Source organism: Aquimarina latercula DSM 2041 (assembly GCF_000430645.1).
Taxonomy (GTDB): domain Bacteria; phylum Bacteroidota; class Bacteroidia; order Flavobacteriales; family Flavobacteriaceae; genus Aquimarina; species Aquimarina latercula.
Genome location: NZ_KE387185.1, coordinates 876,402 through 890,518, shown reverse-complemented (window position 1 = coordinate 890,518; position 14,117 = coordinate 876,402). Strand labels below are relative to the sequence as shown.

At 36.8% G+C, this 14,117-nt stretch carries 7 protein-coding genes; 3 read left to right on the top strand and 4 right to left on the bottom strand.

The annotated features are described in order from the left end of the window. Nucleotides 1-274: 274 nt before the first annotated feature. The 4 genes from H526_RS31170 to H526_RS0121700 form a co-directional block, all read right to left on the bottom strand. Entirely contained in the window at nucleotides 275-2,476 is a 2,202-nt protein-coding gene (locus tag H526_RS31170; protein WP_051336276.1) for an immunoglobulin-like domain-containing protein, read from the bottom strand. A gap of 15 nt (nucleotides 2,477-2,491) precedes the next feature. Further along, nucleotides 2,492-8,797, bottom strand: a complete 6,306-nt coding sequence (locus H526_RS29790) for a leucine-rich repeat domain-containing protein (protein ID WP_035086202.1) — start codon at nucleotides 8,795-8,797, stop codon at nucleotides 2,492-2,494. A 212-nt stretch (nucleotides 8,798-9,009) separates the two neighbouring features. After that, nucleotides 9,010-10,698, bottom strand: coding sequence for an alpha/beta fold hydrolase (locus H526_RS31165; protein ID WP_051336275.1), 1,689 nt, complete (start codon nucleotides 10,696-10,698; stop codon nucleotides 9,010-9,012). A 172-nt stretch (nucleotides 10,699-10,870) separates the two neighbouring features. Beyond that, entirely contained in the window at nucleotides 10,871-12,565 is a 1,695-nt protein-coding gene (locus H526_RS0121700) for a hypothetical protein (protein ID WP_027394967.1), read from the bottom strand. A gap of 415 nt (nucleotides 12,566-12,980) precedes the next feature. On the opposite strand from H526_RS0121700, the gene H526_RS29780 reads away from it, so the two are divergent. From H526_RS29780 to H526_RS0121685, 3 genes are all read left to right on the top strand, one after another. Next, nucleotides 12,981-13,301 (top strand): recombinase family protein, encoded by a 321-nt coding sequence (locus H526_RS29780; protein WP_211237855.1) that lies wholly within the window; start codon nucleotides 12,981-12,983, stop codon nucleotides 13,299-13,301. Nucleotides 13,302-13,436: 135 nt separating this feature from the next. Next, nucleotides 13,437-13,661: a type II toxin-antitoxin system ParD family antitoxin gene (locus H526_RS0121690; RefSeq protein WP_027394966.1), complete on the top strand. Its 225-nt coding sequence runs from the start codon at nucleotides 13,437-13,439 to the stop codon at nucleotides 13,659-13,661. After that, nucleotides 13,661-13,954: a type II toxin-antitoxin system RelE/ParE family toxin gene (locus H526_RS0121685; RefSeq protein ID WP_035086200.1), complete on the top strand. Its 294-nt coding sequence runs from the start codon at nucleotides 13,661-13,663 to the stop codon at nucleotides 13,952-13,954. The genes H526_RS0121690 and H526_RS0121685 overlap by 1 nt, the downstream gene beginning before the upstream one ends. The last annotated feature ends 163 nt before the right edge of the window (nucleotides 13,955-14,117 follow it).

Here is a 14,117-nt window from a genome sequence, read left to right as displayed (position 1 = left end):
AAGTCTAGCTAGAGAAAATCACTAGACAAGTTTCAGGGTTATCAACCAAATAACGTTCCTAACTGCTTATTGAGTAAGTAGTTATAGCTAAATCAATATAAAATAACATCTATCTTCATAGAAAAAACTTAGATTTAGCTGATGCTATACCTACGTTTTTTGCCTTAAACTCGAAGTTTTTTCTTTATAAATCTTAAGTGCCATTTTATATTGATTTAGCTATAGGCATGCATACTTATGATCTTTGATATTTACAGATTAAATTATGTATATTCTACTGCTTTACTAATTTCAGAGTTTTACTGGCATCTCCTGCGATCATTTGCAGAAAATAAACACCTGATTGTAAGTGATTCATAGGTATCAATTCATTTACTTTGTTAGGATTAATTTCTTGTACCAAAGCACCAGTGATGTTATATAATTTGATACTATCAAATTCTGCATCAGCACTAGTAATAGTAAAACTATCCCTTACAGGATTAGGATATACTTTCAGACCTTTAATGGTATTATCCTCTACACTAAGTACTTGAGATACGTTTACAGTTCTGGTCACTTCGGTTGCAACATTCCCTGCAGCATCCATCACATTATAGGTTACGGTATAGGTACCTTCTGTAGAAGTGTCTACTGGGTTTACTACAGCAATAGCTGCAGTGATATCACCATCTAGCGAATCAAAAGCGGTTGCTCCAGGATCTGTATAAACATCTCCTTGTGCTATCTCTAATGGGTTATCCCCCAACAACGTAATCTCTGGCACTGTTGTATCGACTACCGTTACTTCTCTGATTACTTCTGTAGCTGCATTCCCTGCAGCATCACTTACATTATAGGTAATGGTATATACTCCTGGTGCCGATGTATCCACTGGATTAACTATTACGAGTTCTGATGTGATATCGCCGTCTGTATCATCAGTAGCAGTAGCTCCATCGTCTGTATAGGTTGTTCCTGCTTCTACGGTTTCTGAAGCATTACCAATTAAAGTAATCACAGGCACTGTGGTATCGGCTACCGTTACTTCTCTAGTTACTTCTGTAGCCACATTTCCTGCAGCATCACTTACGTTATAGGTTACGGTATATACTCCTGGCACTGATGTATCTACTGGATTTACGGTAACAATAGCTGCAGTAATATCACCATCTAGCGAATCAGAGGCCGTAGCTCCATCATCTGTGTAGGTTGTTCCTGCTTCTACGGTTTCTGAAGCATTACCAATTAAAGTAATCACAGGCACTGTGGTATCGGCTACCGTTACTTCTCTAGTTACTTCTGTAGCCACATTTCCTGCAGCATCACTTACGTTATAGGTTACGGTATATACTCCTGGCACTGATGTATCTACTGGATTTACGGTAACAATAGCTGCAGTAATATCACCATCTAGCGAATCAGAGGCCGTAGCTCCATCATCTGCGTACGTTGTTCCTGCTTCTACAGTTTGTAAAGCATTACCAACTAAGGTAATCACGGGTACTGTTGTATCTTCTACAGTTACTTCTCTAGTTACTTCTGTAGCCACATTCCCTGCAGCATCACTTACATTATAGGTAACGGTATATACTCCTGGCACCGATGTATCCACTGGATTAACTATTACGAGTTCTGCTGTAATATCGCCGTCTGTATCATCGGTAGCAGTGGCGCCATCATCTGTATACGTTGTTCCTGCTTCTACGGTTTCTGAAGCATTACCAGTTAATGTAATTACTGGAGGTGTAGTATCCGAACTGATAACCGCTCCTGTAGAATCAAAAGTAGCATTCTCTGTAGTGATTTGATCACCAGGAAAATTAGTACAATCTTTATTTGCAGGGGTATCAAAAGGACCACAAGCCGTAAAAAATTGTTCGGTAGCTCCATTAATCTCTGTATTGAAAGCAACTCCCGCATCCTCGGATACATCCTCATACTTTATTTTGATACTAAAAAGTATGGTTGGTGTACTGGTAATATTATTGCCATTGATTACTCCCGCAGAACCCTGAGCAGAATAATTAGTAGATACCACCTGATCCGAATTATCAACAGAATTGGTACTATAGAAAAAACCAAAACCACCGGGTAGTGCCAGAATGGCTCCATCGGGTATCACAAACTCAAAATTTCCATTAGCCACCACGTTTGTTCCAAAAGCAGCGGTATTGTAATCAAAATAAAGTTGACCGTCTCCTAACTTAAAACCCACATCGGATGAAACCACTATGTCGGCTTCATAAAAATCGTCTGTGCCATCATTAGTATTTCTGGCATTCTCGAAAGTAACGGTTAGGTCCTGAGCAAAAGTTGTGATGCTCAAAAACACTATAAATAAAAGGGCTAATTTTATTTTCATAATAGTTTGTTTTTTATTTGTTAAACCAAAACCTGCTGCGGAGTCCTTGACACCATAAACTTCTTGGTTTTGTATGGATGTATAGTTTTGTGCTATGCACTGGTTATTTGTTTTATATGCTTCCGTTTTCATGGGGATTCTACTTTTTTAAAATTTAACGTGTATCCCTTCAGAAGGCTGCTTATTTGCTGCCTGTGCTTTGGGCGCATATCTAAACTCTATATGCTTATGTGTTCCTTTACCCGTAGAAGTAGCCAAGGTACTTCTGGCCAATAACTGCTCACCACGCCCTACATTAGGGTTTACCAAATTATTTATATCGGCAGGTTGTATTTGGCCATTCATATCCATATCGGCATTGCTATAAGCAGAGGTTCCTATGGCTGAAGTAGTATCACTAACATCAGTAGGTTGTACTTGTCCGTTTTCGTCAAAATCACCTGCTACCATCGCAAATTTGCCTTCACTAATTTCTACAAGCGCATTGATCCCACCTTGTGTTACCGACAGATCTGCGGTAAAATCTATAACAGTTGGAGCAGCAGATAATGTAATCGCATTAGCAGATAAAATCCCTAAATGATTACGATGCTCGATAGATATAAAATAATCGTCTTCATCGAGAGTAAAACTTAACGATGAGCTACCGCTGGTATTTACTATATCCCCATCACGCTGTAATAAAGCAGATTTTTCTTCAATAACTATGGAGGCATCATTAGGGTCACGCAATTGTACAAATACCCAATCCACAATGCCATTGTTACCTGTGATATCAAACACGGTAGCGTCTAGAGTTAAACCATCACTATATGGTGAAGTTGTTGGAATAAGACCTGCAACACGTAAATCATCACGCATCAAGTCTTCTTCGCCTGCATTAGGATTAATAGTAGCGCCCTGTAAAAATACTTTAAGTGCCAATGTGATATCGATATTGATAACTCCATTGATGGAATTAAAGCCATCCCATTGACCTGAGAGTATATAATTAGCCGGTGTACCTTCAGGCACGAACAAATCAATACCAGAACGGTCACCAAAACTATTCTCACTCGAGCTGCTATCTGTGGTAGGCGGCACCGTGGCTAATACCGTTACCGAGGTTAATGGATTATTTCTAAACGCACTAGTTTCAATGGTCGTTACACCTGTGGGTATGATAATATCGGTTAACTGATTATTAAAAAAGGCACCTTCTCCAAGTATTTCTAAGCCTTCTCCTAAATTTACAGTGATTAGACCATTATCTCGAAAAGCGTTCACTCCTATTTCAGTAACACTATTAGGAATCGTAACTGTACTGAGGTTAGGATTATTTTGAAACGAACTTTGTCCCAGTATTACTAAGCCTTCTCCTAAATCTACAGTGGTTAGGCCATTATTTCTAAAAGCACGCTCTTCTATAGTAGTAACACTATTAGGAATGGTTATGCTCGTAAGCTCGTCGTTATCTTCAAAGGCACCTCGTCCTATTGTGATAATCGTATTTGGTAAACTTACTGCTGTAAGGTCTTCATTATTAAGCCCAAACTCTTCTATAGCCGTTGGAATAAAAGTAATGGTATTGTTAAGGACTTGCTCAGGAATTTCGATGGCACCACTCAGGGTTGTACTAAATACCTTTACCGTGTTAGGAACACCTCCAGCAGTAATTTCATAGGTAAAGCCACCTGTTGTAAATCGTTCTCCTAGAGCACCTGTGTATTGGCCATTGATACTGTAGAAATTCTCCCAATTAGCATCTGCTAAATAGGTATCTACTGCTGCTGGGGGAACTGTAACATTAATATTTGTTCTCGTGCCAAAGCTACGATCAGCAGTGGTAGGAGGCTGTGTGGCATCAACCGTTACTGTTTCTAATAAGCGATTCAGGTTAAAAGCACGCGCTTCTATAGTGGTTACACTTTCAGGAATAGTTACTGAAGTAAGGTCATTGTCTTCAAAGGCACCTTCTTCTATTATGGTAATTGTATTTGGTAAACTTACAGATGTGAGGCTTCTCATATTAAACCCAAACTCTTGTATAACAGTTGGAACAAAACCTATAGTATTTTCTGTAACGACCTCTGGAATAGTAAGCGCACCGGTAAGTTCTGTTTCAACCGCAGTTACGGTATTAGGAATACCACTCGCAGTAATTCTGTATTTAATTCCACCTACTGTAAATTCATTTCCTAAAGCACCTGTGTACTGCCCATTGATACTAAAAAAACCAGTCCAAAACTCACTATTTAAGTAATCATTTTCTGCTGCAGTAGGAACCGTTACTACAATATCGCTTCGGTCTCCAAAACTATTTTCTGTAGCACCATTATTATTGGTAGTAGGCGGCACACTCCCTAATACGGTTATGGTTTCTAACGGATTATTTCTGAACGTGCCTCTTCCAATTGCAGTGATGCCTGCGGGTAATGTAATCGCTGTTAGCTGATTAAAGTTAAAAGCGCCAACTCCTAGTGTCTCAAGGTTTGCACCTAGTACTAGAGTTTGTAATTCGTTGGTATCAAAAGCGTTATCTCCTATTTCAGTAACACTATCAGGAATCGTCACCGTAGTGAGGTCGTTATCTTGAAAAGCGCGTTCTCCTATACTCACAATGGTATTGGGGAGACTTAGGGAGTTAATACTTTGACCATTAAGTGCAAGGTCTATAATCGTGGTTGGCTCAAAAGCTACTGTGTTTTCTGTAACCGATTCTGGAATTATAATAATCCCACTATTAGTCGTACTTACTACTGCTACCGTATTAAGAACACCTCCGGCGGTAATTCTGTATTTTATTCCATCTACTGTAAATTCTTCTCCTAAAGCACCTGTATATTGCCCATTGATACTAAAGAAATCTTCCCAATTAGTATCATTTAAATAGGTAGCTAACGCTTCATTAGGAACCGTTACCGCAATATCGGTTCTCGTGCCAAAGCTACTACTAGTAACAGTAGGCGGTTGATTGGCTGCAACCGTTATAGTCTCTAACTGATTACTCGTAAATACATTATCTGCAAGTGTAGTTACACTGGCAGGTATCGTAATGTCGGTTAACTCATTACTGAAGAAAGCAGCTGTACCTAATTCTACAACACCTTCTCCTAAATCTACAGTAGCTAAATTATTACTTCTAAAAGCATCTGATTCTATAAGAGTAACACTATCAGGAATCGTCACCGTGGTTAGTGGATTATTTTGAAAAGCACCTTGTCCCAGTGTTTCTACGCCTTCTCCTAAATTTAAAGTGGTTAGGCCATTATTTCTAAAAGCACGCCCTTCTATGGTAGTAACACTATTAGGAATGGTTATGGTGGTGAGGTTGCCGTTATCTTCAAAGGCACCTTCTTCTATTGTAGTAATTGTATTCGGGATACTTACTGAAGTAAGACCTTTATCATTCAACGAAAAACGAAAAATAATGGTAGGCACAAAAGCTACGGTGTTTTCTGTAACGACTCCCGGAATGGTAAGTGCACCGCTAAGATTAGTACTAACCACAGTTACGGTATTAGGAATACCACCTTCTGTTACACGATACCTGATTCCATCTACTGTAAATTCTCCATCTTCTCCTAGAGGACCTGTGTACTGCCCATTGATACTAAAAAAATCTTCCCAGTCCGCACTATTTAAGTAATCATTTTCTGCTGCATCAGGAACCGTGACATTAATATTTGTTCTCGTGCCAAAGCTATCAGCAGCAGTGGTAGGAGGCTGTGTGGCAGTAACCGTTACCGTTTCTAATGATGTATTCTGGTTAAAAGCACGCGCTTCTATTGTGGTAACATTCTCAGGAATCGTCACTGTGGTAATAAGGGGATTGTCTTCAAAGGCACCTTCTTCTATTGTAGTAATCGTATTTGGTAAACTTACAGATGTCAGTCTTATACCATTAAACGAAAAATCCCCAATAACGGTTGGCACAAAATCAATAGTTCTTTCGGTAAGTACGTCTGGAATGGTAAGCGCAAAATCTCTAAGGTTGGTATTTGTAGCAGATACCGTATTGGTATCACCCGCACTCGTAATGGTATAGGTAATCCCATCTTGTTCAAAATCTAAAGGAATCGGCCCTGTATATTGTTCATTAGTACTAAAAAAGCCATCCCAATCCCCATCATTTAAATAAGCATTAAGCGCTGCCCCAGGAACTAGTAGATTGATATTGCTGCGGTCTCCGAAAGGATTGCTATTATTAAAAGATACCTGATTAGAGTTATTAGCTTCTACCCTTACGGTTTCTAGTGAATTATTGACAAACACATCATCTTTAAGATTTATAACAACCCCTGCAGGGAATTCAGGGAACGTAATATCAGTCAACTGATTATTCATAAAAGCATTAGCATCTATAAATAAATTTACATCGTTACTTCTTTCCTCAATATGTAGGCTTGTTAAACTGTTATTGGCAAAAGCATTGGGGTCAATAATACGAACATTACTAGGAATACTTACTGTAGTCAAAGCGTTGCTTGCAAAAGCATTATCACTTATCCTTGTAATCGTATTTGGTATCGTTACTGTGGTCAACGCATTGTTTGCAAAAGCATTATTATCTATGCGTGTAATCGTATTGGGTAGCGTTACAGCAGTAACACCATCGTCAAAAAAGGCATTATCACCAATACGAGTAGGGACAAATGTTAGGGTGTTTTCTACAACTGTCTCTGGGATGATTATGGTCCCAGAATTGGTATTACCAGTTATTAATACATTATTTGGTTGGCTAGCGTCAAAGATTCTAAAGCTAAAGCCGTCTTTATCAAATTCAAATGGCACTACACCTGTATATTGTCCGTTAATACTAAAGAAGTCTTCCCAATTAGCATCATCTAAATAATCTTGTAGTGCTGCTGGGGGTACGGTTACATTAATATTTGTTCTTGTGCCAAAGCTTTCAGCAGCAGTGGTAGGAGGCTGTGTGGCAGCAACTATTACCGTTTCTAATGATGTATTTTGATTAAAAGCACGGTCTTCTATTGTGGTTACACTCTCAGGAATAGTTACTGAAGTAAGTTGATTGTCTTCAAACGCACCTTCTTCTATTATGGTAATTGTATTTGGTAAAATTACAGATGTGAGTCCTCCGTCAATATTATTAAGCCCAAACTTTTCTATAGCCGTTGGAACAAAAGTAATGGTATTGTTAAGGACTTGCGCAGGAATTTCGATAGCACCACTCAGGGTTGTACTAAATACCTTTACCGTGTTAGGAACACCTCCTGCAGTAATTTCATAGGTAAAGCCACCTGTTGTAAATTGTTCTTCTAAAGGACCTGTGTACTGCCCATTGATACTGTAGAAATCCTCCCAATTAGCATCTGCTAAATAGGTATTTACTGCTGCTGGGGGTACGGTAACATTAATATTTGTTCTCGTGCCAAAACTTTCAGCAGCAGTGGTAGGAGGCTGTGTGGCATCAACTATTACCGTTTCTAATGATGTATTTCGAAAAGCACGGTCTTCTATGGTAGTAACACTATTAGGAATGGTTATCGTCGTAAGCTCGACGTTATCTTCAAACGCACCTAATTCTATTATGGTAATTGTATTTGGCAAAATTACAGAGGTGAGTCCTCCTTCAATATTATTAAGCCCAAAATTGTTTATGCCCGTAACAACAAAAGAGATTGTGTTTACCGTAAATTCTGCAGGAATTACAATAGCTCCACTGAGGCTTGTATCAATTACTTCTGCTGTGTTTGGAACACCTCCTTCTATAACACGATATGTAAATCCACCTACCGTAAATTCTCCGTTTGAAGGACCTGTGTACTGCCCATTGATACTAAAAAAATCTTCCCAGTCCGGGCTATTTAAGTAATCATTTTTTGCTGCAGTAGGAACCGTTACTACAATATTGCTTCGGTCTCCAAAACTATTTTCGTTGGAGCCATTATTGTTTGTAGTAGGAGGCGTATTTCCTTCTACAGTTATCGTTTCTAAGGGATTATTCCTAAACACGCTATCTTCAATAGTAGAAACACTGGCAGGTAAGGTAATACTTACTAACTGATTAAAATTAAAAGCCCCAATGCCCAGTGCGGTTACTCCTTCTCCTAAATCTAACGAGGTTATACTGTTTTGTCTAAATGCATCGCGTTCTATTGTGGTAACACTGTTGGGTATTGTAACCGTAGTAAGCCCACTATTTTCAAAAGCCTCTTGTTCTATGGTAATAATCGTATTGGAAAAACTTAAGGTGACAATAGTTGCGTCTTTAAAAGCGCCATTACCTACACTTACAATATCAAATTGCGTGGCTCCGTCACTTGCGGTTGTAGGAATGTTAATGTTTAATGGGGTTCCCAATGGAATGTCGGTACCCGTCACTTTAGCTAGTGCAGGTGCTGCTGAGATAACCTCATAATTTAAATCACCATCGGTAAAGGTGGTTTGTGCGATACCAGTGAGTATTGCAAAAAATGTAAAAATAAATGTTGTAATTTTTGTTTTCATTGTCCTCATCTTTTTATTTTTTTGTTTTCTAAAGCTGCACATCGGGTTAGCTCCGTGCAAAAAATAATGATCGTTCTAGCAGGTCGCTATCTTATCATTGTGGTTCTTTTAGTATCTTCATTAAAATTGGTTATCAAAAGGTTAGGCAAAATTAGTTGCCTTTGTAATGCGTGTTCGTAACAATTACGTCAAACACCATAACTATAGCGACATTAATTCGCTATTTTCTTACGATTAGGAGTGTTTAATAAATCAGTTGGACTTATTCCAAATTCCTTTTTAAAACACTTTGTAAAGTAAGAAGGGCATGAAAAACCAAATTGAAACGTAATTTCTGCAACACTGTATTTATATAACATCAGGGCTGATTTTGCTTTGTGTAATCGAATAAGATTAATAAGCTGCACGGGTGACTTACCTGATGTTTCTTTAATTTTTCTTTGTAGCTGGCGTTCACCGATACCCAGTTTTTTAGCTAATACCCTAATGCCAAATTTGGGATCTTCTAGATGGTCATCAATAATCTGTAATAAATCTTCCATAAAAGAATCATATGTAGAAATTAAAGAGGGGATAGATGTGTTTTTACGTACTTCTCCCGCTATAGTTTCTTTGGAAACACTATACAAAGTAGTAGTCTGATAAGAATTATAATCCAGTATCGAACACTCTTTGGCAAACCGATAGATGGATCCCGTTAATAAAAATTTTATAGATTGGCTCACAAAAATTTGATTCTGATTGGTTTGGTCAATCATCATCTTAATCAAATATCTATCCCGCGGATCTAACCGGTCCAAGGAGTTATGAAATGCTTTTTTGAGGTATAAACCAATGCTAAAAAAAATATCTAGATGCCGTAGCCTATCTCCTAGATGGAGTGCATAAGCTACTGCATCTCCAGAGGATTGAAACGAAGCCAATATTATATTCTTTTCTTTATGCAACATCCTACCCCCAAACTGATAAGCCAACTGTTCTATAAGTTGATTTCTAGCACTAATTTTTAATAGCGAATTAAGTTGTATCAATACAATGGTTATAAGTCCTTCTTTTAGTTTTTTTGCGGGTTTTGTTTTTTTGATAAAGGGGATCATTTCATCCAATACCTCCTGTGTATTTCCAGCCCAGAATAAATGATCGTTCCCTGGTAATTCTACAAACTGTGCATTCTCGATATGATTGGCTATATACCTGCCTTCTTCTACTTTTACATCAATGTCATCGGTGCGCTGCAGGAGTAATGTAGGCACCTGTACATATTTTAAAATGTCTACGATATCTATTTGGGTATTCATTTTGGTAAGTGTTAAGGCAGTACCCGGACTGGCTCCATACCTGAAATAATTAGACAACCAATCCATAAATTGTTGATCATCAGCTTTGGATGGTGCCAGGGATTGCAGATTCATATCACCGCTACCCCAATGGTGTTCGATCATATCATACACTTTTTGGCGTTCTTGATCCGTTGGTGCCCAGGGATAATTCTTAGTATACCGTCGTTTTGCAAAAATGCCAAAAGCAATCAAAGCGATTACACGGTTGGGATAGGTTGCACTAAACAAGGCAGATACACTCCCGCCTTCAGAATGTCCGAACAAAATTGCTTTTTCGGAGTGTATGGCGTCCATCACCGCTTTGATATCCTCCATACGTTCTTCTAAGGTCGCGAACTCAGTAATCCTATCGGATAAGCCTGTTCCACGCTTATCAAAAAGAATTACTCTAGCCACTTTGGTTAAGGCTGTAAAGAAAGCAACCAACTCAGGACATGCCCACATCCAATCGATATTAGAAATCCAACCTGGTATATACACCAGATCGATGGGACCAGAACCAAAGACCTGATATGCGATATTAATATCGCCGCTTTTGGTGTATTGAATAGGTGGTTTCATAGGGGTTGTTTCTAACTATACTAAGGTTGTTCTATACAGCACTATTTGTGCATTGTATGCTGAGCACAAAGAACAGAACCAAGTCAATTAGAAACAAGAAATTGGGGGGTGCAAAAGTGTGACAATCAATTTAAATAATTGATTGTCAGTTATTTAAAATGTCGTATTTGTGCTATTGAGAAACGTTATTTTGATCAAGAAAGACGATAATGTCCTTGTCTGGAGCTAGGTTTAACTTCTTGCGAAGACGATATCGATTGGATCGAATGGCGGAAAAGGTCGTTTGTAACACTTTACTTATTTGTGAATTACTCAGTCCCGCTTTCATCAGGTAAATAAGCTCTTTATCTTTTGGTGTTAATTGTGGGTAGTTGGTATCTAAATGTATTTTAAAATCCATATGCACCTGATCTATATATGTTTTTATATTGGAAGTGGATTTTTGGGAGTATTTTTCAGAAAGCAAATCTGCAGATAAGGCACGTAACGCTACTTGTCGCTCTTTTTCGTTCTGGTAGGTGATGATATTTTTGATATCATCCAGGGTTTTATTCAGCACTTCTTCGGTGATAGAGTTTTCGATCACCACTTTTTTGAGCTCGTTTTCTCGGTTAGACAAGGCAAGGTCTGCCTTTACTTTTTCCATTTCTTTGAGTTCTAATTTATTTTTTGCTATAAATAGTCGCTGCTTGCTGTTTTTACGTATTACATAAATCAAAGCACTAGCAGCGAGTATTGCCATAAATAAAAGAATAAAGTATAATTTCTTCTTTGCACTTTCGTTCTTGAGTGTAAGCGTTGCGAGCTCACGTTCTTTTTCAAACTTGTAATTAAGGTCTAGTTTAGTTAAGCGCTTTTGTTCCTCTACATTGTTTACTGAATCTGAATAGACTTTATAAAGTGCCTGCGCCGCATAAGCCTCTTTAAATTTTTCTAAATTATATAAACAATCTGTCTTAAACTTATAAGAAAGCATTAATGACTCTTTCCGCCCACCAACAGACTTAAAATAATAAATACCAGAATCAACAGCTTTTAAACCATTTTCCCAATCCTCAAGGAGTCCGTAAGTTGAAGCTAAATTGGCATAACGCAGTCCCATTGCAAAATACTGTTTAGGATTGCTTTGTTTTATTAATTCTTTGTGAGCCTTTATGGCTTTTTTGTATTTTTTTTGAGCTTTATAAATACTTATGATATTAGATTGTACTGCTAAAACTCGTGATTTTGTGGTATCTATTTTTTTTGACTTGTTAAGCATAATTATTGCTGAGTCTAGTTCCTTTTTGAAATAGAAAATTTGAGCCAGCTTTAAATATGAATAGGAATAATCTTGTGGTTCACCATTATATTTCTGTATATTAATTGCCTTTCTAATATATTTTTCTGCAGATGTTAGGTCTTTTAGTTTAATATAAATGTGACTCAATCCTGAATATGCTATTCCTAAACCTACTGAGTCTTTTATTTTAATATTATAATCTACGGCTTGGATTTGATACTCTAACGCATTTGCCCAGTTTTCTTTTAGGCTTTCAGCATTGGCAAAACTTTTTAAAATTGTAGACTTAGTTTTTTTATAAAACGCCGAATTTTTATTAATTTTTTTGATTTCATTTTCAACATCTTTAATAACAACCACTGCTGTATCAATGTTATACGACGCCATTACCCCAGCCAAATCTAACTTAGCATTGATTCTTATAGAGTCCGAGTCAGCCTCTCTTATTTTTGCTTTAAGAGCATCGGCGATACTATCTTTTTCCGCAGTTTGACCGTGCAGAAAAAAAGAACAAAAGCACAATAGAACTACTAATTGACTTATTTTGAAAAAAGAATCTCCTTCCATATCAACTGCTTTACTCAATTTTTAATTCAATGTTATTTTCCTAATTGATTTTGAATTACTATGCCTAAAAAAAGTATACTTTCTACTATTAAAAAGTTTCATAGAGATAACTTAACGGGGTTTGTAAAATACTATTAATCTATAAAATTACTCAATTTTTCTGGTGTTGTTTCATCAATGTCGTAATTGTACAAGCTTTTCTTTAATTTGTTTAGAGACGATAATTTCACATAAATATGGTTGATACCAAACACAAAGTCTATTATTGTAGATGCTTCTATACAACAAACAACAACCCGATAGCTCGGATTTGCAATCCGAGATTGATTAAATGATCCGATAATTGATGTATTAAAACAATCGGTATTTACTAAAAGTACATATTGGCAAACAATTCCTCAAAGTCACGAGACTTTGAGGAACAGGAATTGATTTGATAAGCAGTAAGGAACATTTCTTGGAAACGACTTCTCCATATGGTAAATTTATTTTTACAATATTTTCTGGTATAGCTGAACTTGAAAGGGATATTCTCATAGAAAGAACAATAGCAGGTCAGGAAAGTGCTAGACATAGAGGAGTTAAAATTGGAAGGAAACGAGGACTACCAAAAAAGGCAGAAGAAAAAGGGATTTTAGCAGAGATGTACTATCGAGATGAGTCAAAAAACCTTTCGATTAAGAAATTATTGACTTTAACTGGAATCAAATCTAAAAAACACTATACAGCTATCAAACTATACAAGGTCGTATAAACTGCAAATATGAAGGTTGTGGTGCTTTATTTTGGGATAAGGATCGGGAGCCAGATAAGGCGTATTGTGAAAAACATAAGGAAATTTTAATATGTTTATATTTGCTAAATATGGATAATAAGGTCATATTTGAATATGAATATTAGTTTTACAAAACAACAGGAAGAATATATTTCCAAGCAAGTTGCTTCGGGAGAATATCAGAATAATAGTGAAGTAATACGTGATGCTTTAAGGCTTCATAGTATTTATAGAAATAAAGTAATAAATGATTTAAGAAAAGAAATTGAGGAGGGTTGGGATGCTCCAGATAGTAAAAGAACGATGCAAGATATTATTGATTCTAAGAAAAAAGGATAATGCGAAAATTTATATTATCTACAAAAGCGGATGATGATATCGAGGATTTGTATGATGATGGTGTAAAGAAGTTTGGAGAAACCCAAGCTATTAAATACTTAGAAGAACTTAACTTAATGTTTGTCTTTTTTTATGAAAATCCAGAGGTTGGAAAAAAAAGGAATGAAATTAAAATGAAACTAGTAAGTTTTTCGTATGGATCACATATTATATTTTATAGAATATTCAAAACACATATTCGAATTGTAAGAGTTCTCTATGGAGGCAAAGATCTAATAAAATTTTTAAAATAACAGCTCAATAAAACGATAGTTTAATTTTTGATTTTTACTAGTTTGAAACAACAAGAATTATATAAACAAACTTTTTGTAAATCAATTGTTTTTGAGAGGATTATTAAGTTAGAATCCGCTATCCAAAAGTTTGATAATTGTCAGCTCGGCACTACTATATTAG